Origin of the sequence: Mycobacterium sp. UM_11, assembly GCF_001414075.1 — a bacterium.
Taxonomy (GTDB): domain Bacteria; phylum Actinomycetota; class Actinomycetes; order Mycobacteriales; family Mycobacteriaceae; genus Mycobacterium.
In genome coordinates, this window is the sequence record NZ_LATC01000082.1 from 1 (window position 1) to 21,135 (window position 21,135).

21 protein-coding genes are annotated in these 21,135 nt (G+C 67.6%); 8 read left to right on the forward strand and 13 right to left on the reverse strand.

Translation table 11 applies throughout. The annotated features are described in order from the left end of the window. Positions 1–917, reverse strand: a 917-nt coding sequence (locus tag WU80_RS18590) for an LLM class F420-dependent oxidoreductase (RefSeq protein WP_055405809.1), incomplete at its 3' end; no start/stop codon positions are given. A gap of 85 nt (positions 918–1,002) precedes the next feature. Here WU80_RS18590 and WU80_RS18595 point away from each other — a divergent pair. Then, the gene (locus WU80_RS18595) at positions 1,003–2,499 is read left to right on the forward strand and encodes an acyl-CoA carboxylase subunit beta (protein WP_055404601.1); all 1,497 of its coding nucleotides are present in this window, start codon (positions 1,003–1,005) and stop codon (positions 2,497–2,499) included. 6 nt (positions 2,500–2,505) lie between these two features. Here the strand turns inward: WU80_RS18595 and WU80_RS18600 are convergent, their stop codons facing one another. From WU80_RS18600 to WU80_RS25940, 4 genes are read right to left on the reverse strand one after another with little or no spacing between them, the layout of a single operon-like run. Further along, positions 2,506–3,549: a TIGR03857 family LLM class F420-dependent oxidoreductase gene (locus WU80_RS18600; protein ID WP_055404602.1), complete on the reverse strand. Its 1,044-nt coding sequence runs from the start codon at positions 3,547–3,549 to the stop codon at positions 2,506–2,508. Then, positions 3,546–3,926 carry a nuclear transport factor 2 family protein gene (locus WU80_RS18605; protein ID WP_055404603.1) on the reverse strand — a complete coding sequence of 127 codons (381 nt, stop codon included), beginning with the start codon at positions 3,924–3,926 and terminating at the stop codon, positions 3,546–3,548. The genes WU80_RS18600 and WU80_RS18605 overlap by 4 nt, the downstream gene beginning before the upstream one ends. After that, the gene (locus WU80_RS18610) at positions 3,926–5,044 is read right to left on the reverse strand and encodes a PHB depolymerase family esterase (protein ID WP_055404604.1); all 1,119 of its coding nucleotides are present in this window, start codon (positions 5,042–5,044) and stop codon (positions 3,926–3,928) included. The genes WU80_RS18605 and WU80_RS18610 overlap by 1 nt, the downstream gene beginning before the upstream one ends. Beyond that, positions 5,032–5,169 carry a hypothetical protein gene (locus WU80_RS25940; protein ID WP_156349658.1) on the reverse strand — a complete coding sequence of 46 codons (138 nt, stop codon included), beginning with the start codon at positions 5,167–5,169 and terminating at the stop codon, positions 5,032–5,034. The genes WU80_RS18610 and WU80_RS25940 overlap by 13 nt, the downstream gene beginning before the upstream one ends. 81 nt (positions 5,170–5,250) lie before the next feature. Here WU80_RS25940 and WU80_RS18615 point away from each other — a divergent pair, with 81 nt between their 5' ends. The 6 genes from WU80_RS18615 (at position 5,251) to WU80_RS18640 (ending at position 11,671) form a co-directional block, all read left to right on the forward strand. Then, positions 5,251–6,261 (forward strand): Rieske 2Fe-2S domain-containing protein, encoded by a 1,011-nt coding sequence (locus tag WU80_RS18615; RefSeq protein ID WP_055404605.1) that lies wholly within the window; start codon positions 5,251–5,253, stop codon positions 6,259–6,261. Next, positions 6,258–6,878 (forward strand): cysteine hydrolase, encoded by a 621-nt coding sequence (locus WU80_RS18620; protein ID WP_055404606.1) that lies wholly within the window; start codon positions 6,258–6,260, stop codon positions 6,876–6,878. Before WU80_RS18615 ends, WU80_RS18620 begins: the two co-directional genes overlap by 4 nt. Beyond that, entirely contained in the window at positions 6,875–7,495 is a 621-nt protein-coding gene (locus tag WU80_RS18625) for a PaaI family thioesterase (protein ID WP_055404607.1), read from the forward strand. Before WU80_RS18620 ends, WU80_RS18625 begins: the two co-directional genes overlap by 4 nt. Before the next feature lie 8 nt (positions 7,496–7,503). Then, on the forward strand, positions 7,504–9,156 hold the full coding sequence (locus tag WU80_RS18630) for an acyl-CoA synthetase (protein WP_055404608.1): 1,653 nt from the start codon (positions 7,504–7,506) through the stop codon (positions 9,154–9,156). A gap of 66 nt (positions 9,157–9,222) precedes the next feature. Further along, a complete protein-coding gene (locus WU80_RS18635; RefSeq protein ID WP_055404609.1) occupies positions 9,223–10,431 on the forward strand; it encodes a cytochrome P450 in 1,209 nt (402 codons plus the stop codon). 22 nt (positions 10,432–10,453) lie between these two features. Then, entirely contained in the window at positions 10,454–11,671 is a 1,218-nt protein-coding gene (locus WU80_RS18640; protein ID WP_055404610.1) for a CaiB/BaiF CoA-transferase family protein, read from the forward strand. Between the two features lie 77 nt (positions 11,672–11,748). Here the strand turns inward: WU80_RS18640 and WU80_RS18645 are convergent, their stop codons facing one another. From WU80_RS18645 to WU80_RS18670, 6 genes are read right to left on the reverse strand one after another with little or no spacing between them, the layout of a single operon-like run. Next, positions 11,749–12,942, reverse strand: a complete 1,194-nt coding sequence (locus WU80_RS18645) for an acyl-CoA dehydrogenase family protein (RefSeq protein WP_055404611.1) — start codon at positions 12,940–12,942, stop codon at positions 11,749–11,751. A gap of 13 nt (positions 12,943–12,955) precedes the next feature. Further along, a complete protein-coding gene (locus WU80_RS18650; protein WP_055404612.1) occupies positions 12,956–13,999 on the reverse strand; it encodes an acyl-CoA dehydrogenase family protein in 1,044 nt (347 codons plus the stop codon). Between the two features lie 2 nt (positions 14,000–14,001). Beyond that, a complete protein-coding gene (locus tag WU80_RS18655) occupies positions 14,002–14,832 on the reverse strand; it encodes an amidohydrolase family protein (protein ID WP_055404613.1) in 831 nt (276 codons plus the stop codon). Next, positions 14,813–16,480, reverse strand: a complete 1,668-nt coding sequence (locus WU80_RS18660) for an acyl-CoA synthetase (protein WP_055404614.1) — start codon at positions 16,478–16,480, stop codon at positions 14,813–14,815. Before WU80_RS18660 ends, WU80_RS18655 begins: the two co-directional genes overlap by 20 nt. An 11-nt stretch (positions 16,481–16,491) precedes the next feature. Continuing rightward, positions 16,492–17,694, reverse strand: coding sequence for an amidohydrolase family protein (locus WU80_RS18665; RefSeq protein ID WP_055404619.1), 1,203 nt, complete (start codon positions 17,692–17,694; stop codon positions 16,492–16,494). A 31-nt stretch (positions 17,695–17,725) separates the two neighbouring features. After that, entirely contained in the window at positions 17,726–18,568 is an 843-nt protein-coding gene (locus WU80_RS18670) for an enoyl-CoA hydratase (protein ID WP_055404615.1), read from the reverse strand. Positions 18,569–18,851: 283 nt separating this feature from the next. On the opposite strand from WU80_RS18670, the gene WU80_RS18675 reads away from it, so the two are divergent. Then, entirely contained in the window at positions 18,852–19,091 is a 240-nt protein-coding gene (locus tag WU80_RS18675; RefSeq protein ID WP_055404616.1) for a CsbD family protein, read from the forward strand. Between the two features lie 76 nt (positions 19,092–19,167). Here the strand turns inward: WU80_RS18675 and WU80_RS18680 are convergent, their stop codons facing one another. Both WU80_RS18680 and WU80_RS18685 read right to left on the reverse strand, forming a co-directional pair. Further along, the gene (locus tag WU80_RS18680) at positions 19,168–20,175 is read right to left on the reverse strand and encodes a dihydrodipicolinate synthase family protein (protein WP_055404617.1); all 1,008 of its coding nucleotides are present in this window, start codon (positions 20,173–20,175) and stop codon (positions 19,168–19,170) included. 35 nt (positions 20,176–20,210) lie between these two features. Continuing rightward, entirely contained in the window at positions 20,211–21,008 is a 798-nt protein-coding gene (locus WU80_RS18685; protein ID WP_055404618.1) for an SDR family NAD(P)-dependent oxidoreductase, read from the reverse strand. Positions 21,009–21,135 lie beyond the last annotated feature (127 nt).

A 21,135-nucleotide genomic window follows, 5' to 3' on the forward strand; every position in this document is an offset into this window, starting at 1 on the left:
GATGTGTATAAGAGACAGGGGCTGACCACCGCGAAGGCCGCCAGCATCTCGTCGTCGACCAGCGAACCCATCGTGTCCCACTCGCCCGCGAGCGACAGCCGGTGCAGTTCGGTCTGCGCCTCGCCCCAACCGTGCAACTCCAAGACCTTGCGGTAAGCGGGCGTCGACCCGTAGAAGGCGATCTGCTTGCGCACCGCGGCGGTGGCTGCCGTCAGCTCATCCTCGTTCTCGCCGGTCGCGATCAGCACCTCGCTGCACACTTCGAAGTCGTTGCGGCGCCGGCCGGCTCGCTGCATGCCACGCAGCAACGCCGGCATGGTGACCTCGTCGAGGTAGCGCCTGGAAACCATCGGATGCCCCAGGTGACCGTCGGCGGCCTCCCCGCACATCTCGGTCATCGCCTCGCCCACCGCCGCGACGAAAACCCTGGGGACGGAGTAGGGGTGCGGCTCCGGCGTGAACATCGGGGTCATGATCTTGTGCGTGTAGAAGTCGCCCTCGAAACGCAGCTTGCCGCCGTCCTGCCACGCCGACCAGATCGCGTGCAGCGCGGCGACGAACTCGCGCATCCGGCGCGCGGGTTGGCTCCACGGCATGCTGAAGCGTTTCTCGATGTGCGGTTGAATCTGGGTGCCCAGGCCGAGGATGAACCGGCCCTTCGAGTACGCCTGCAGATCCCAACCGATGTTCGCGACGATCATCGGGTTGCGGGCGAAAGCCACCGCGATGTTGGTGCCGAGTTCGAGCCGCGACGTGTGCTCGGCGGCCAGCAGCAGCGGCAGGAACGGGTCATGGCTGGTCTCCGCGGTCCAGCCGCCGTCGTAGCCCTCTCGTTCCAGGGCCACGGCCGCGTCCGTCACCCGTGCGAGTTGATTGGGGATGCCCCCGTCGACCTTGAGTCGGGCGGCGTCGGCCATGCGGGTAACTTTACAGTAAGCAATCCAGTATGTGACCACACGCATCTGGTCGCGTGACAGAACCTCGATGAGGTAGGACATAGGCATGCCGAACACCCAGGACTGGGGAGAAACGCTCGACGACCTCGGGCGGCGCCGTCAGCACGCACGGGACATGGGCGGACCGGAGCGGCTCGACAAGCACCGCGGCAAGGGCAAGCTCGACGCCCGCGCGCGCATCGAGCGCCTCCTCGACCCGGGGACGTTCCGCGAGATCGGCACCCTGGTCGGGGGCCAGGTGGCCGCGGACGGGATCGTCGTCGGTTCCGGCTTGATCAACGGCTCGCCGGTGATGCTGGGCGCCGAGGACTTCACCACGATGGCCGGCAGCATCGGGCCCGGTGGCAACTCCAAGCGCTACCGCATCGCCGAACTCGCACTGCGCGACAGGATTCCGTTGGTGATGCTGCTGGAAGGCGCCGGCTTCCGTCCCGGCGGCGGACACTACGGCCGCACCCCCACCGATCTGCTCGCCCAGGCGCAGTGCTCGGGCCGGGTGCCGACCGTCGCCGCCGTGCTCGGCCCGTCTGCCGGGCATGGCGCGCTCGTCGCCCCGGTCTGCGACTTCCGGATCATGAGCGCCCAGGGCGCGATCTTCACCGCCGGACCGCCGGTCGTCAAAGAGTCCACCGGAGAAGAGATCTCGAAGGAGGACCTCGGCGGACCCGTCACCGCCTTGCCGAGCGGGGTGATCCACAACGTCGCCGACGACGACGAAGCGGTGATCGCCGACATCCGGCGGTACCTGTCGTATTTCCCGCGCAGCGCGTGGTCGTACCCTGCGCCGCTACCGCCGGACCAGGACAGCGAGCCACGCGTGACGCCCGAACTGCTCGACATCGTCTCGCGCGACAACCGCCGCGTGTACGACATGCGCGCCGTCCTCGACGTGATCTTCGACCGGCCCGACTGGTTCGAGGTGCAGCCACAGTACGGCAAGGCGATCATCTGCGCGCTGGCGCATCTGGGCGGGCATCCGGTCGCGGTGGTGGCCAACCAGCCCCAGGTGATCGCCGGCTCAATCGACGCCGACGCCGCGGACAAGGCGGCGCATTTCATCTTGGTGGCCGACTCGTTCCACCTACCCATCGTCTTCCTTGCCGACAACCCGGGCATGCTGCCCGGCAGCCGCTCCGAACGCAGCGGGGTGCTGCGCGCCGGCGCGCGGATGTTCGCCGCCCAGACCGCGGCCACCACGGTCAAGCTGCATCTCACCTTGCGCAAGGCCTACGGATTCGGCTCGATGGTCATGTCGCTGTTGGGTTTCGATCACCAGAGCGCGACCTTCGCCTACCCCGGCGCGACCATGGGCGCCATGAGCGCGGCGGCGCTGGGCCGGGCGACGCATGCCGGTGAGGACATCACCGCGAAACTGCGTGACGCCGAGCTGCAGGCGTCCTATCGCTCGGCCGAACATCTGGGATTCGACGAACTCATCGATCCCAGGGAGACCCGCGATGCCTTACTCGGTGCGCTGCTTCGTGGACTGTCCAGCCGGCAGGCCGCCGCGGAGCCGGTCAGTCGGACCGTCATCATGCCCTGACCGGCGCTACTCCCCCGCCCGGTACGCCGCGATCACCGGCTCCAGTTCGTCCGGGGTGGCGCCGTGCATGATCACCGCGTCGGCGCCGTAGTCGAACTCCTTGCGGACGCGGTCCGCGCATTGGCCGGCCGACCCGGTGGCCGACGGTTCGAGCCACTCGTCGGGGATCAACGTCGCGATGTGCTCGATCTGCTCCGCGGTGGCCTTGTGGTCGATTCCACCGGCGATCGACGTCACCACGGGGTCTTCCCGGAAGCGTTGCAGCACAGCGGGATCCCAATTGTTGGTCCGCACCATCAGGTCGCCGTAGCCCTGCAGGTAGGTGGCCAGGCGCGCGACCGTCTTCTTCAGCCGCAACTCCTCGGGAAGGTGGTCGCCGACCGTAGCGAAACACGACCAGACCCGCACGCTGTCCGGGTCGCGGCCGGCCTTTTCGGCGGCGGACTTGACGGTCTTGACGCAGCGCTGCAGCGTCTCCGGGGTGAAGTAGGTGTGCAGGATGACGTCGTCGAACACCCGGCCGCCGAGCGCCAGCGTGTTCGGCCCGAAGGCCACCAGCGCCAACCGGATGTCCTCGTTGAAGTCCGGATCGAGGAACAGGATCGGGTACTTGCCCATCGGGCCGTCATGGTTGAAGATCAGCTCGCCGTGCCACAGCCGGCGCATGACCTGGGCCCAGTCCTCCATCTGCGCGGTGGTGACCGCCGGAATGCCGAACGCCCCGTAGATCGCCGCGATGCCGCGGCCGATACCCAGCGTGAAGCGCCCGCCGGAGAGCCGGTGCATGGTGGTGGCCCACGACCCGGTGATCAACGGGTGGCGGGTGTTGTGATTGGTTGCCGCGGTGGCGATCTGCATCCTGGTCGTGACGGCGCAGGCGGCCCCGACGAGGCTCGACGCCTCCTTGACGTTCCACCGCTCGGAGATGAACGCGGTCCCCATGCCCAGCTCCTCGCCGCGGCGGGCCTCGTCGACCAGCGTCGCCGGCCCCTCCCCGCCGGCGCCGGCCAGCAGGTAGTAGCCCAATTCATCCAAGGTGCGCTCGCTCAACTCCAAACTCCTTGCCGGTAGCCGCAATTCCAGACTTCGGTGATCCGCCCGTCGACGACGCGGAACACCTCGATGCTGCCGACGTTGGTTTGGGCACCGTCCTTGGTGGTCATCGACGAGTCGTAGACGATCGCGACGTGCTCGCCGTCGTCACCGGCCGCGACGACCTTCAGGTCGAAGCGCAGCTCGTCGAACAACGCCCAGACGTCCTTGATCCGGGTGACCGCCTGCTCGCGGGTGAGCGTGTGCGCCTCGCCCACCTCGTGCCGGATCACGTTGTCCGCGAACAACTCCTTGGCCAGGGCCAGATCGTGCTGGTTCCAGACCACCAGGTTGTAGAGTTCCACCACCTCGCGGGCCGTGCGCGTGGCCGCCATCAGCCGACCACGCCGCGCAGGAATCGGTCGGTCACCCGCTGCACCCGCCGGGAGAAGATGTGTCCCACATGGCTGCCGTCATACCAGTACAGCTCGCCGCCCCAGCGCTGCTGCAACGCGACCGCGGGCTCGCGCATGGCCATCCGGTCGTGCCAGGCGCCGACGATGAGTCGCCGGTCCGGCGCCGGCGCCGGGTCGACCTGCAGCGGATCGATCACCGAGGTCAGCTTCGCCACGTCCGGGGACGCCAACAGCTCCCGGAATCCGTCCCGCGACGATCCCCCACGGCCCAGGTGCCTGGCGATCATCGCGTTGAGACCGAGGATCGGCGTGTACAGCGCGACCGCATCGATCTGCCTTTCCAGGTGTGAAACCAGCGCCGCGACCGGAGTTCCCATCGAAATACCGGCCACCACAACGGCACTCGCCTGTGGCTGCACCCAGCGCACCACCGCGCGGATCTCCGACACCGAGCGCATCATGCCGGCGACGTTGCCCAAGGGGTCCATATCCGGGTAGGCCGGCCATTCCCGGCGCCGGCAACCGTGACCGGGCTGCACCGGCAGTGCGACGTTGAACCCCAACTGGTGGTGGATTCGGCCGATGCGGGTCAGCAGCAGGTCTTCCGTGCCGCCCTGACCCGCGCCGTGCACCCAGATGAGCCACGGTCTGGGGCCATCGGTGTGCCGGCACAGGTGCACCACCGCACGCGCGGGCCCGCCCAGGCCCTCGGCTCGCAGCGTTTTCGGCAACCCCGGATCGTGCTCGAACTTCATCCGCTCGTAGGCGAGATTGCCGATGCGGCGCCGCCGCACCGAACTCGGGCGCAACGGCGGCGGGTCCGCGTGCGCGCGGTCGATGCCCAGGGCGGACAACTCCTCTGCGGCGGCCGCGCAGCCCCCCAGCGGCCGCATCGCCGCCGGTTGGCCGCCGATCAGTGAAAAGCCACTCAGCACAAGCTCATCCAGCAGCACCTCGCCGAACTGGCGCACACCGCGTGGGGACACGGGCGCCCAGCCGGTCGATTCGCTCAGCCCGGCCACCGTCCGGGGCAGCAACATGCCGAGCTCACGGGTCGCGTCCCTGGCGAGGTCAAAGCCTTGCGTCAGCTTCGGCATGCCGCCGCCCGACCCAGCACCATCGGCGCGAAGTTGTCGGTGCCCGCCAGGGGTGGGACCGTCTTCGGGGCGGCACCCGCCGTGGAAACCGCCACGTCGAGGGTGACGACAGCCGCCTGTGTCATTTCACTCCTTGCCGTGCGCGGACCGGACTGCTGAAATCTATACTGTAACGGACTTAGTATCAGGCAATCGGAGGCTCCGGCGTGAAAGTGCCATTCACCTGGAAGGTCACCGGGTGGTTCATGGTCGGGTGGTCGCCCGAATTTCCGGTCGGCGAGGTGCGCCCGCTGCACTACTTCGGCGAGGACCTGGTCGCCTACCGCGCGGAGTCCGGTGAGCTGCACGTCCTCGAGGCGCACTGCAAACATCTCGGCGCACACATCGGACACGGCGGCAAGGTGGACGGCGACTGCGTCGAATGCCCGTTCCACGGCTGGCGGTGGGGCCCCGACGGCACCAACCGGTACATCCCCTACCAACCAGACCGGCCCAACCGCGCGCTGCGGCTGCGGGTGTACCCGGTGCGCGAACAGTACGACTGCGTGTTCATCTGGCATCACCCGGACGGCAAAGAACCGCAGTGGGAAATGCCCGACATCTTCTTGAAATTTCCGCAATTCGAGACCGACCCGACCGCCTACTACCGCGCGTACCCGGAATTCTCCCGGCACGCGGAACGCGAGCCGGTACATCCGCAGATCGTCGCCGAAAATGCCCCCGACAGCGCCCATTTCGAGTACGTGCACCACGCCACGGTGACACCCCGGGTCCTGGACTGGAAGATCGTCGACCACGAATGGCAGTTCGTCGCGGGCTGGCCGGACGCGCGCAGCGACAACCCGGAGGATCTGGCGCTGCGGTTCCACAGCCACCTGTTCGGACTCGGCGGGGCGATCAGCGTCTTCGAGGGGGCGCAGAACCACCGGCTGATCTTCACCTGCACACCGGTCGACGATGAATGTTCGGACCTGTTCTACTCGATCTGGTGGCCGCGGGTTCCGGGCGATGACTCCGACGTACCGGACGGCAAGCTGCGCGACATGATCGAAAAGCAGTTCCTGTCCACCGTCTTCGACGACCTGCAGATCTGGCGCTACCAGAAGTACGTGGAGCATCCGGCGCTTTCCAAGGTGGACGCGAAAGGGTATATGGCACTGCGTAAGTGGGCGACACAGTTCTATGACGTCGGGCCGGGGGTGGGCGCGCCGGCATGACAGGCGAACTGGTCGAAATCGCGGCGCCCGAGCACACCGCGATCGTCACCCAGGAATGCCAGGGGGCGGTCGTCGGGCCCGACGCAGGGCTGGCCAGGCTGGCCGAGGAAGCGCGCCGGGTCGCGCTGCCGAACATCGTGCGGCTGCTGCCCGTGGCCCGGGCCGCCGGCGTCCGCGTCGTGCACTGCCTGGTGCAGCGGCGGCCCGACGGCCTCGGTTCCAATCACAACGCGAGGATCTTCGCCATGGGCCAGGGGCAGGTCAACATCACCCCGGGCACCGCAGGGGCCGCCCTGCTGCCCGAATTAGGACCGGAGCCAAGCGATCTGGTGCTGAGTCGCTGGCACGGCGTCGGACCGATGGGCGGCACCGATCTGGATGCCGTACTGCGCAACCTCGGGGTGTCCACCATCGTCATCGTCGGCGTGTCGCTGAACATCGCGATCCCCAACGTCGTCATGGACGCCGTCAACGCCGCCTACCGCGTCGTGGTGCCCCGCGATGCGGTCGCCGGCATACCCACCGAATATGGAGAGGCCGTCATCGCCAACACCCTGTCGTTGCTCGCGACCATCACCACCACCGACGAGTTGCTCCGAACGTGGGCCCCGAAATGACCGACACCGAGCCCGGAGTCCGCGGCGGATTCCCCGACATCAGGCCCGCCGACCACGCGCCGCCGGGCCTGGGCCGATTCGTCACCGCGCTGCGCCGCTTGCAGGATCTGACCGTAGCCAGCAACCCGGACAGTTCGGCGTGGACCGCCGCCGCCCGGCACATCGAGAACGCGTGTGCGTTACTCGACGGCCATCAGGTGCCCGAAGGCTTGGCGCCGGCCGGCCGCGTCCTCGAGCTACCCGGCCTGGGGCATCCCCTGATGCCGCCGTGGACCATCACCGAGTCCGGGCCGAACGGCGTCACCATGTCGGGGCATTTCACCCGGTCGCACGTGGGCGGGAACAACGCCGTGCACGGCGGCATGATCCCCCTCTTCTACGACTGGCTGCTCGGCATGGTGGTCTCCACCGCCGGCACTCCACCCACCCGAACGGCCTACCTGCACGTCGACTACCGGAACATCACCCCGATCGACGAGCCGCTGACGGCGGCCGGCCGCATCACCGACATCGACGGCAGGAAGATCTTCATCTCGGCTACGATGACGGCCGCCGACGGCACGCTGCTCACCGAAGCGAACGGCCTGATGGTCCGACTGCTCCCGCACCAGCCTTGAAAGGCGAAATGTCCGACACGGAAACACAGTTCACGGTTCCCGGCGTCGCGGCCGCCGTCGCGGCCGCAATCCCCGATCGGGAATTGCTGATTCAAGGCGCACGGCGGTACAGCTACCAACAGGTGATCGAACGCTCACACCGCCTCGCCGCGTACCTGCACTCTCGCGGGCTGGGGTGCCGCACCGAACGCTCGGCGCTCGCCGGCCACGAGGTCGGCCAGGACCTGCTGGGCGTGTATGCGTACAACGGGAACGAATTCGTCGAGGCGCTGCTCGGCGCGTTCGGAGCCCGAGTCGCCCCGTTCAACGTGAACTTCCGCTATGTCAAGAACGAGCTGCATTATCTGCTGGCCGACGCCGGGGCGACCGCCCTGGTCTATCACGCGGCCTTCGCGCCGCGGGTGGCCGAGATCCTGCCCGATCTCCCCCAGCTGCGGGTGCTGATCCAGATCGCCGACGACTCGGGCAACGAATTGCTATACGGTGCAGTGGATTACGAGTCGGCCATCGCGTCGTGCGCACCGGAGCCACCGCCGCTGCAGCATTCCCCCGACGACCTGTACGTCCTGTACACGGGCGGCACGACGGGGATGCCGAAAGGCGTGCTGTGGCGCCAGCACGACATCTTCATGACGTCGTTCGGCGGACGCAATCTGATGACCGGTGAGCCCTTCGGCTCGGTCGAGGAGATCGCGGCCGGGGTCCTCGCCGGTCCGGGCACCAAGTTGATGATCCTGCCGCCGCTGATGCACGGCGCGGCCCAGTGGAGCGTGATGACGGCCATCACGACCGGGCAGTCCGTCGTTTTCCCCGCTGTGGTCGATCACCTGGACCCAGAGGAGGTCGTCCGCACCATCGAGCGTGAGCGGGTGACCGTGGTGACGGTGGTGGGTGATGCGATGGCGCGCCCGCTGGTCGCCGCGATCGAGAAGGGGATCGCGGACGTGTCGTCGTTGGCCGTGGTGGCCAACGGCGGTGCGCTGCTCACCCCGTTCGTCAAGCAGCGGTTGATCGAGGTCCTGCCGAACGCCGTGGTGGTCGACGGCGTCGGTTCCTCGGAGACCGGCGCGCAGATGCATCACATGTCGACGTCCGGGGCCGTGTCGACGGGCACCTTCAACGCCGGGCCGGACACCTTCGTGGCCGCCGAGGACCTGGGCGCCATCCTGGATCCGGGTCACGACGGTATCGGCTGGCTGGCGCAGCGCGGTTACGTGCCGCTCGGCTACAAGGGCGACGCGGCCAAGACCGCCAAGACATTTCCCGTCATCGACGGCGTGAGATACGCGATTCCCGGGGATCGGGCGCGGCACCGCGCCGACGGCAGCGTCGAACTGCTCGGCCGCGATTCGGTGACGATCAACTCGGGCGGCGAGAAGATCTTCGCCGAGGAGGTCGAGACCGCGATCGCCTCGCATCCGTCCGTGGCCGACGTGCTGGTGGCGGGGCGCCCCAGCGAGCGGTGGGGCCAGGAGGTGGTCGCCGTCGTCGCCGTGACGCCAGGCGCCCGGGCGGACGCCGACGAGTTGATCGCGCACGCGGCGCAATCGTTGGCCCGCTACAAACTTCCCAAAGCGATCGTGTTTCGCCCGGCGATCGAGCGCAGCCCGTCGGGCAAGGCCGACTACCGCTGGGCGCGCGAGCAGGCGGCGAACGGCTGAGGAGGTTCGCGACTTCTACGGTTAGCCCATATTGTCTACTGTAAGAATTACAGTACGATCATACGCGTGACGACCCACGTCCACGCCGCCGCCGATGCCGACGGTCAGACCGTCAGCCTGCGCGACCCCTACCCGTTCTTCGCCCGTAAGCGCCGCGAGGCCGGGGTTTTTCGGGGGACGGTGATGGACTACTCCAAGACGCCCGAGGCGCTGATGCCCAAGCGCGAGTACTCCGCGGTCTCCTTCGAAGCGGTGAACAAGGTGTTTCGGGACGGCCGGGTGTTCAGCTCCGCGCCGTACGACAAGACGATCGGCCTATTCATGGGGCCGACCATCCTGGCGATGGAGGGAAAGAAGCACCGCGACCATCGCAACCTGGTGTCCGCGGCGTTCAAGTCCAAGGCGCTGGCCCGCTGGGAGGACACCATCGTGCGGCCGATCTGCAACGCGCTGATCGACGAGTTCATCGACAACGGCGAAGCCGACCTGGTCCGGAATTTCACCTTCGAGTTTCCCACCCGCGTCATCGCCCGACTGCTCGGATTGCCCGCCGACGATCTGCCGACGTTCCGTAAGCGCGCCGTGCAATTGATCAGCTACCACGTCGACTATGAGCGCGCCTTTGAAGCGTCGGCGGCGCTCAAGGATTACTTCGTCGGGCAGATCGAACGGCGCAAGTCCACTCCCACCGAGGACATCATCGGCGATCTGGTCACCGCGGAGATCGACGGCGAAAAGCTAAGCGACGAAGCCATTTACTCCTTCCTGCGGCTGCTGCTGCCGGCCGGGCTGGAGACCACGTACCGCTCGTCGGGCAACCTGCTCTACCTGCTGCTCACTCATCCCGACCAGTTCGCCGCGGTGCAAGCCGACCCCGGGCTGTTGCCGCAGGCGATCGATGAAGGACTGCGCTTCGAGACGCCGCTGACCACCGTGCAGCGCTTCACCACCGAGGACACCGAACTGGAGGGCGTCGAGATTCCGGCGCGGTCGGTGATCGGCGTGTGCATCGGGGCCGCCAACCGCGACGAGCGGCGCTGGGAGCGCTCGGAGCAGTTCGACATCTTCCGCAAGCACCTGCCGCACATCTCCTTCGCCGCCGGCGAGCACACGTGCCTGGGTCTGCACCTGGCGCGGTTGGAGACCCGCGTCGCGGTGGAGTGCCTGCTGGATCGGGTAACCAACGTCAGCTTGGTGACCGACGACGACCCCCACATCCACGGCCAGCCCTTCCGTTCGCCGACTTCGCTTCCCGTGACGTTCGACGCCAAGTAGGGTCCCGAAAATGGTCAAAGTTATGTCGGGCTTCCGGGTCCTGGAACTCGCGCAATTCACCTTCGTCCCGGCGGCGGGCGCCATCCTGGCCGACTGGGGCGCGGACGTCATCAAGGTCGAACACCCGCTGCGCGGCGATACCCAACGCGGCTTCATCAACATGGGTGGCATCCAACTCGATCCGGAGCGGCACCCGCTGATGGAACATCCCAACCGGGGCAAGCGCAGCGTCGGGATCGACGTCTCGACGCCGGGCGGTCAGGAGGTGATCTACGAACTGGCCAAGACCTCCGACGTATTCCTCACCAACTACATGCCGGCACAGCGGCAGAAGCACAGGTTCGATGTGGAGCACATTCGCGCGGTGAACCCGAACATCGTCTACGCGCGCGGTTCGGCATACGGCGACAAGGGCGCCGAGCGTGACACGGGCGGCTACGACGGGACGGCGTTCTGGACGCGCAGCGGCATCGGGTACGCGCTGACCCCGGAGGAGCTGGGTGGTGCGCTGGGACAAGGCATCCCAGCGTTCGGCGACTCCATCGGCGGCATGTTCATCGCCGGCGGCATCTCCGCGGCGCTGCTGCATCGCGAGCGCACCGGCGAAGCCCTCGAGCTCGACGTGTCGTTGCTGAGCACCGCGTGGTGGGCGGCGGGCGCGAGCGTGACGCAGGGCATGGAGACCGGACAGGTGATGCGCACCCCGATGCCGGGCGCCGCCGGCGCGGTGTCGGTGAACCCCTTCATGGGCAACTACGAAACCTCCGACGGCGGCACCATCAACCTGTGCATCATCAGCCCGACCGGTCTGATCCGCGACACGTTCGAGCATCTCGGCATCCCCGAGGCGGCCGACGACCCCCGCTTCTCCGACGTGCTGCCCCTGATCCAGAACGCCAGCGCGGCCGCCGAGCTGATCACAAAGGCCTTCGCCGCCAAGCCCTTCGACTACTGGCGGCAACACCTGAAGACGATGAAGGGCCAGTGGGCGCCGTTCCAGAGCCTGCTCGACCTGGTCGAAGACGAGCAGGCGCTGGCCAACGACATGGTCAGCGAGGTCGAGCTCGCCAGCGGCGGAAAGCCTTTCCGCGTCGTGCGCGGCCCGGTGCAGTTCAACCACGAGCCGCTGGTGACCACGCGGGCACCGCAGGCCTCCGAGCACACCGAGATCGTGCTGATGGAGCTGGGCATGGATTGGGACCGCATCGAGAAACTGAAGGAATCGGGAGCCATTGCCTGACTGAGCTTGCGCCGAGCGTGCACTCAGGGCGAAAAGTGGGCTGATTTCCCGCCCTGAATGCACGTTCGGCGCGCGATTCAACCCGCCTTCTTGGCCGGCGGCGCGTACGCGGGCTTGCCCAGACCGAGCATGTACTGGGCGATCATGTTGCGGAACACCTCCAGCGTGCCGCCATAGATTCCGACCAGCGGGGCGAATCGGTAGGCATATTCGGCGCTGCCGTCATCGGCGGCCCCGTCGGTCCCGAAGGGCAGCGTCGAGGCCGTGCCGAGGAGGTCCATGAGTTCCGGTGAGATGTCACGCATCGTCTGCGCGATGGCGACCCGGCCGAAGATGCTCGGGGTGGCCAGCGCCGTCTCCAGTCGGGCAACGCAGCGGCCCAGCCGATACGCGACGGACCTGTCGTCGATGAGCCGGCGCCCGTCACCGTCGGGTCGTGTCACGGCCGCCGCGGCCCGGTCCACGGCCTGGGACAGAAATCCGGCCTGGTGCATCATGATTGACGTGTCCTGCAGCCCGTCCGGCGCGGCGGCGACGGCACCGTGCTCGACGTTGAGCGGTTCGCGCAGCACCGTCCAGCCGCCGTTCACCTCGCCCAGCCGGTACTTGTCGGCCACCCGGACGTCGCTGTAGTAGACGATGTTGGTCCGGTCGCCGTCCACCGTGCGGATGCCCTGGATTTCGATGCCCGGCGAATCCAGCGGGACCAGGAACATGGTCAGGCTCTTGTGCTTCGGCGCGTCGGGGGCGGTGTTGGTGATCAGGAAAACGTACTGGCAGTTGTGGGCGCCGGTGGTGAACATCTTGGAGCCGTTGATGATCCATTCGTCCCCGTCACGTACCGCTCGCGTCTTACAGGTGGCGACATCGGAGCCGCCCTCGGGTTCGGTGTAGCCGAGGCACAACCGCACCTCGCCGCTGAAGACCTTCGGCAGCACCTCCTCGCGCAGTTGCGGCGACCCGAACTTGTCCACCGAACGGGCCACCATCGCGGTGGTCCCCCACGTCACCCAGGGAACGTGCACCCGCCGCTTCTCCAGCTCCCAGACCCGGCGCCGCACCCGGCTGAAACCGCCCTCGGATTCGGGCTTCCACTCGGCCGCCAAATAGCCTGCGGCGCCCAGCTTCAGGTGCAGGCCCTCGTCGAAATTGTCGCCCGTTTCCCGGTCCCGGCGCCTGACCTCTTCGGTCATGTGCGTGGCCAGAAAGCTGCGCGCCTCGTCGCGGAATGCCTTGTCCTCGTCGGAGAGCTCGACGCGGGAGAAATCCATGGTGCGCTCCTTCCTAGGCCGGCTGGGCCTCGCGGGCGGCCACGATCTCGGCGATGCGCTTGGCCGCGGTGCCCGGATCGCCGCCCGCCAGTGGCCATCCCCGGGCTCGCACGAGGTACGCCGTCGCGGCGGCTTCCGAGGAGACCCCGAGGCCGCCTTGGATGTGGACGGCCATCGTGGCCGCCCTGGCGGCCTCTTCGGCCATGAAAACGAAAGCGGACGGCGCCAATTCGGGACGCTCGCCGGGTTCGTTGTCCAGGAACCAGGCGGCGCGCCGCGCCAGGTTCCGCCCGCCCTGGACGGTGATGGCCATGTTCGCCAGTGGATGCGAGATCGCCTGCAGGGTGGCGATGGGCACGCCCAGCGTGTATCGGGTCTTGGCGAACTCGGCCGCGATGGTCATGGTCTCCTCCACCAGCCCGACCAGCGCCGCCGCGGTCAACAGCCGCCACTCGTCCAGCGCCAGTAGGTAAGCCGCGGTCGCGTCGGGCCCCGCGGCGAGGGTCTCACGCGCATCCGCCGCGGCCGGGTCCACCCAGGCCATCGGCAGGCGGCCGATGTTGTCGACCTTCGCCGGGCGGGTGGCGAAGGTCAGGCGCACGACCTCGTCGCCATCGCGCACGATGATCTGGTCGGCGATCGACCCGGAGGGGATCAGCCGCGGGCCGCGGCCGGCGTCGATGCGCGGGTCGAGCGCGGCCAGCTGTTCTCCCTCGGCCACCCCGGCGACGTCGGCGCCCAGACGCCCCAGCAGCCGTGCGGCGCAGACGTGGTCGATCCACGGCACCGGTGCCAGCGACCGGCCGAGTTCCTCGGCCACCAGGGTGAGGTCGACCAGGGTGGCGCCGTCCCCGCCGCACGACTCGGGCAGCGCCATCGTGGTCGCGCCCATCCCGCACAGCCTCTCCCACAGGTTCTTGTCGAAACCCGACGGCTCTGCGGCGCGGACGGTTTCGATCGAACAGTGGGTCTTGAAAAACTGTTTGTACGCATCCTGCAGGGCCACATGGTCGGGCGACAGACTGTAGTCCAGTCTGCGTAGTTCGAAGCGGTCCATCGTTAATCGTCCTTCCCGAAGAAGAAGTCCTGCGCGTTGTTGTAAAGGTAGTTGTCCAGCACCTCGGCGGGTAGATCCAGCGCACGGGCTTCGGGTATCACCCGCCGCATGGGCAACACCGGCCAGTCCGACGCGTAGATCACCTTGTTGGGACCGCGCGTGCGCATGTAGTGCAGCAGGCTCTCCGGCAGCCGCTTGGGCGACCACGCCGACGTCATGAGCCGAAGGTTGGCGTACTTGAGCAGCAACCGGATGGCGACGTCCCACCACGGGTCGGCGCCGTGGATCATGCACAGCCGCAGTTCGGGAAAGCGCACGCAGACCCGGTCGAGGTGCATGGGATGCTGGACCTCGCCGGGTATGGGCGGTCCCGGGATGCCCGTGTTGATGCACAGCGGGAGATCGAGCTCGGCGCACTTGGCGTAGAGCGGGTAGTACACCGCGTCGCTGGGCGGGTACTGGCCGTCACCCCAAAAGCTAGGCCCCACTACGGCATACGCGACGGGCAGCTCGCCCGCGACGGCGGTCAGCTCGCGCAGTGACCGCACCGGGCGCAGCAGGTTCACCCCACCCATGGCCAGCGCGAACCGGTCGGGCTTGGCTTCGACGAACTTGCGCGCGGTCGTGGACGGGTTGGCGAGCGAGTCCATCAGGATCGCCTTGCGCACACCCTGTTCGTCCATCTCGGCGAGCAATTCGGACAGGTCGACCGGCGCGAACATCGACTCGGGCCCCTTGAAATAGTCGTCCCTGACCTTGAGCATCCACGTCGGCTGGGATTCGGCCTCCCCGAAGTGGACGTTCACCAGGCAGTCAATCGCTTTGGTGTTCATGACTTCCTTCAGGGTCGGACGGAACCAGCGCGGTCACCGGAACATGTTGGGTAGCTTGCTCTCTGGCCCACCGGTAGTTGGGCTTGCCGTTGCCGAGGCGTTCGATCTGCTCGACGAAGATGATGGCCTTGGGCGCCTTGAAATGCGCCAGTTGCGCCGTGCACGCGTCGTGCAGGGCGTCTGGGCGCAGGGGCGCGTCCGGGTGCGCCGCGACGAGGGCGACCACCTCCTGCCCCCACCGCTCACTCGGACGCCCGACGACCAGGGCGTCGACGACGCCCGGCTGCGCGCGCAGCACTTCCTCGACCTCTTCGACGAAAACCTTTTCCCCGCCGGTGTTCACGACCAGCGAGTCGCGGCCGAACAGGCGAATGGTGCCGTCGGATTCGAGCGATGCCCGGTCGCCCGGTATCACCACCCGCTGGCCCTCGATTTCCGGGAACGTCCGTTGGGTGGCCTCGGCATCGCCGAAGTAACCGAGCGGAATGCGGCCGGTCCGGGCGGCCCAGCCGATCTCCCGCTCACCGAGGCGCAGGAAGCGGGTGCGGTCGGCCGACACCACGGTGGCCCCCTCCCTGGGCTGGAACGTCTCGCTGGCGGTCCCCTCGCGGCTGTGGCCGAACGCCATGTTGCCGCTCTCGGAGGAGCCGTAACCCTCGATGATGGTGATATGGGGCAGGCATTCCATCAGTGCGCGTTTGTGTTTCGCGTTGGTCGCGGCCCCCCCGGTACCGATCGCCTGCAACGAAGACAGGTCGTAGTCACGCGCGCGCAGCTCGGCGATCAGCGGCCCGGCGTACGCGTCGCCCACCATCGTCATCATGCCCACCTTCTCGCGCTCGGCGGTTTCCCAAACCGAACGCACGTCCAGCTTGTTGCGGTCGTCGTAGAGCACCACGGGCAGGCCCGCGCAAAGCGCGGCGAAGGCGGTCCACATGCCGGCGGCGTGCATGAGCGGAGACACCGCGAACCACGGCTGCCCGCCACCGGCGACCTTGTCGTGGATCTCGGTGACGCTGGCATGATCGGCGCCCACCATCGACGACACGTACATGTCGCTCTGCCGCCACAACACGCCCTTCGGGCGGCCGGTCGTTCCGCCGGTGCACATCATGATCAGGTCGTCCGGGGATCCCTGGTCCTCGCGCTCGGGGCCGGCGGCCGCCAGGGCGTCGTCTAGCGAAACCGCCTTCGGCAGCTGCGGAACCGCGCTGCCGTCGTCGATGGAGATCAGCAACTCGGTGCCGGCCGGCGGCAACACGTCGGCGAACCGGGCGCCGAGCGAGCGGTGATAGATGATGCCGCGGGGCTTGACGTAGTCGAGCAGATCGCTGATTTCCCGCGGCGAGTAGTGATGGTTGACGTTCACCGGGACCGTGCGCGCCTTGAGGCAGCCGATCAGCATGTCGGGGTAGAGGTCGTTGTACATCAGCAGCGCAATGCGGTCCTGGCCGCACTCCCACCGCTGCAGCCCGGCACGCTCCGCGTAGACACCGAACCCCTTGCCGCCCAGATAGTTCGCCAATCGGTTGGTGCGCCGCGCGGATTCGGCGAACGTGCTCTTGCGGTCACCACACACGGTCATCAGGCGGTCGGGCACGACGTCTGCGATGGCGTCGAGAACCGCGCCTACCGTCCATTCACTCATCGCGTAAGCGGCTAGACGGTCGACGCGACCGGAATGCCCAGCAGTTCGAGGGCGTTGTCGCGCATCACTTTTCGAATATCGGACTCGCTGAAGCCCTTGAGCTCGTCGGCGAACGACACCGGCGACTCGAGGCCTTCGCCGTGCGGCCAGTCGGAACCGAACAGGATCTTGTCGATGCCGATGACGTCGGCCAACTCCGTCAGATCGTCCTCGTAGTAGGGCGCGATCCACACGTTGTTGCGCAGCTGCTCCACCGGGTCCTCGGGGAAATGCCGCGGGTAGTTGTTGGCCACCTTCTTCAGCCGCTTGATCAGCCGATGCACGAAGTACGAACCGTTTTCGATGCTGACCGCCCGCAGTGCGGGGTGGCGGGTGAACACGCCGTGCACGATCATCGAGGCCATCGTGTCATGGATGGCGCGGTCGTCGAGGAGAACCTGGTCCAGGGGATCCTTCTCGCCGAACCCCTCGAAGGTCGCCTTGCCGCCCCACTGCGCCGCGATGTGCAGATAGCCGCTGTCGCTGAGGTGAAAGCCCACCGGCACCCCGGCCTCGGCCAGGCGCGCCCACACCGGGTCGTGACTGCGATCGCCCAGCGACCGCGGCTTCACGACACCGGGCACCGGGGCCGGCCGCACCAGCACCAGCTTGGCACCCCGGGCCAACACGAAGTCGACCTCTTCGAGCGCCTTGGCCGGATCGGCGAGCGAGACGATCGGCGCGGCGATGATGCGGTGGTCGGGCCGGTCGAATCCCCAGTCCTCGTCGAGCCACAGGTTGAACGCGTGCAGCGACGCCATCGTCGCCTCGATGTCCCCCTTGAGCGCCTCCTCGACGCCGCACGCGAAAGTCGGCAGCATGAACGCCGTTTCGATGTCCTGGGTGTCCATCACGGCCACCCGCGCATCGCGGTGTTGGTACTCGGGGTGGCTGGCCAGCCGCTCGACCTTCATCAGCGAGGCCGGGTCGACTCCCTCGGGAATCTCACCGCGGAACAACAAGTCCAGGCATCCCGGCACGATGATCGGGTCGAAGGTGGGGTTGGGGATGAAATGGTTGACCCGATCCCCGATCACCGCCCAGGTGCGCTTGCCGTCGTTGACCATCTGCACGCCGCGGCGCTTGAACCTCTTGTCCAGGTGGCGGGTGAAGGCGTCCAGCGGCTCGTAGTAGTGGTTGTCGACGTCGATCGCCTGATAACCCAAGGTGGACATGATCATCCTTTCCGGCCCTACCGGCGAAACACTAAGCGTCGGTCGAGTTGAGCGAGGGGAATTGCGGGGGTCGCTTCTCGAGGAAGCTGGTGATGCCCTCGATGACGTCCGGCCGTGGCATCGCCTCGTGCAGCAGCACCTCGGCGCGCGACGTGGCGTCCACGACGTCGCGGGTAGCGTCGCCGTACACCTGCCGCTTGATCACTTCCATCGAGGCCGGCGAGCAATTGCGGGCGATGTCCTCCGCGTAGTCCAGCGCGCGCTTCATCAGGTCCTCGGGCGCGACCACTTCCTTGACGAGGCCGAGCGCGGCCGCCTCCTCGGCGAGGAAGGTGCGGCCACTGAGCAGCAGGTCCAGGGCGACACCCCAGGTGGTGAGGCGCGGCAGGATCCAGGAGATGCCGAACTCCGCGATAAGCCCGCGCCGGGCGAAGACCGCGGCGAACTTGGCGCCGGCGGCCGCGAACCGGACGTCGCACATCAGCGCCTGGGTCAATCCGATGCCTACGCAGGCGCCGTTGATGGCCGCGATGACGGGCTTGCGCAGCGTCGTCACGAAATGCGGTGGACGCTCCCCGACCAGATCGGCGAGGTTGGTCTGACTCGCCTTCTCCATCGTGTCCCCGTAGGTCGGAGCGGAACTCGGCGCGCCCAGATACGCGCCGGCGCAGAAACCCTTGCCCCGGCCGGTCAGCACGATCGCCCGGATGGCCGGGTCCCGTTCGGCGCGGTCGATGGCGGAGTAGAACCCGGCGGCGATGTCCGGCCCCCAGGCGTTGAGGCGCTCCGGCCGGTTGAAGGTCACGATCGCGACGCCGCTGCCGGTGGCCTCGTAGAGCACTGCGCCCTCGGAAGCGCCGTCGCTGCCGGACATCTCCCCCGCTACCTCCTCACGATCGCCTTCCGGATTGCGCGATATTTTGTACGCATACTGTATACCTATCGGTACCGTTTTCCACAACCGCCGCCGGACCCCCGCGAACCCCGGCCGAACTGCGGATTTCGAGTCACTGAACCGCACCTGCGACCGCGGTCGCCGACGCCTCCCGATCGACTCGCATCCGCGGGTGTGGCGAGCGCCACGTCCCATCCACGTTTGCTTTCAGCGGCGAATCGGGAAAGCCCACACAGATACCCACTACCAGGGAGGGAAACGCATGGTTGACGTCAAGAGCGGCCCGATCGAGGCGATCCAGGGCATCGTCGAGGCTGTGTTCGGCAAGGCCAAGGAGATCGTCGGCACCATCATCGGTCGCAACGATCTGGTCAACGAGGGCCAGGCCCAGCAGGACAAGGCCGACGCCCAGCGCAGCGCGGCCAAGAAGGAAGCCGCGGCCGAGAAGGCCCGCGGCAAGGCCAAGGCCGCGGAGGCGCGGGAGAAGGCCGAGCAGCAGTAAACGGTTCTCGAGAGGCCCGGTCACCGTCGGTGGCCGGGCCGCTCGGTTTTTACTGTGGGGCAGCCCTTTTGAGCCGCTACGCGCCGATGAGGCCGAGGCGGCGGTAGGCCCGCTCGATCTGGGACTTGGCTTCGGGCGGCAGCTCCGCTTGCGGCGGGCGGGAATGCGGGTAGGAGCCGATTGGCAAGCCCAGCAGCGAGGCGGCGTACTTGAAGGCGCCACCCCAATGGGTGAAATAGTCGGGCCGCCCCGGGTAGCAGGTCCACCACGATCCGACGTCGAGGTCGAACTGGTCCAGTCCCGACTCACGGCCGAAGTCCATGGCCTCGAGCAGCTTGTCGTTTTGCACCAAATCCCAATACTGGGAGAACAATCGCCGCCGCGGCGTCTCGAACAGGTAGCCCGCGGTGCCCAGTTGCGCGGGGCAGACGATGCCGTCACGTAGCCACCCAGCGCGGTATACCGTCTTGTCGCACTCCCAGAGCACCAAGCCGGGGGCCAGTTGGTGCAGCAGCCGACTGCTCGCGGGCCGGAAGGCGCCCTCTTTGGTGGCGCACACCGCGGGCACCTCGTCGTAGATCCGCGCGCTTTCCGCCGCGGTCAGCACGTAGCCGGACGACGGCGAGTTAAACATGCCCAGGGCGATGTCGGTGCGGGCGGCGATGTATTTGAAGAACCGCAGCACGCCCTCCCCACCGTGCGCCTCCATCATCGGCGTTTGGATGTAGGCGATGTCGGCGCCCGCCTCCTGGGCGTGCAGCGTCAGGTTCAGACAATCCTTCGCGGACATGGCCGCCGTGCACGCTTGCACGACAACGTCGGGGTTGGCGGCGCGGCCCTCTTCAATTGCCACCTCCAGCAAGCGCTTTCGCTCGTCGAGGGTCAACGACCAGAACTCGGACAGCCCGCTGGTGCACCACAGCATCGGGTGTCCGAGGTCGCCGACGCAGTAGCGGACAAGCGTCCGATATGCCTCCCAGTCGATGTCGTCCCCGTCCGGACCGCAGAACGGGGTGTAGAGGGAGTCGCCGATTCCCCGCAGTGCCCCGCGCGCCCACGCGCGCGCCTCGCTTGCCGTCGCCACGGCGACCTCCTTCTTCTCAGCCGACTTTCGGACCCTCAGGTGAAGTCCGAACCACCGTCGACGTTGATGTTGGCCCCGGTCATGTAGGAGTTGCGCCGCGAGGCGAGGAAGGCGACCACCGGCCCGATCTCCTCCGGCAGGCCCGCCCGGGGCATGTGCGCGGGGTGGCCAAAGTGTTTGGCAATGGCGTCCATCAGCGCGTAGGGGTCGTCGCCGTCGACACCGACCGACTTGGCCCAGCCGACGAGCGACTCGGAGGCGATGCTGCCGGGCGACACCACGTTGACCAGAATCTCGTCCTTGGCCAACAACAGTGAGAGGTTTTTCGAGACGCTCGTCAGCATCGATTTGGCCGCCGTGTACGCGGGCAGCATGACGCTCTGCCGCTGGGTCGAGTGCGCCGAGAAGTTGACCATCCGCGCCCATGGCGCCTTGCGCAGCAACGGAAGTGCCGCGCGGACGCAGCGCACCATCCCGAGCACGCCGTCTTCGACGGCCTCGCGCCACTGCTCGTCGGTCAGATCGTCGAATGTGCCCGCCGCGCCGGGACCGACCGTGTTGACGAGCACGTTGAGTTCGCCGCCCCAGCGGCGGTCGAGCTCGGCGAACGCCGCGTCGACCTGGCCGGCGTCGGCGATGTCGGCGACGAGCCCAAGCGCATCGGCGCTTCCGCGCGCCTGCAGATCGGCCACCGCCGAGTCGAGCGCGTCACGACTACGGCCGATGACCGCGACCCTGGCGCCCTCGTCGGCGAGGCAACGGGCGGCCGCCAAACCCATCCCCCGGCTGCCGCCGACGACCGCCGTTGTGGCATTCGCCAGGCCTAAATCCATGGCAATTCCCGTGGCTTATCGGGTGACTCGTTCAATGGCTTGTGCCCGGTCATCTTCGCCCGTCCAGCCGTCGTTACCAAAAAGCCTACGATAGGTATTACAGTAGCTGTCTCTTATACACATCTGA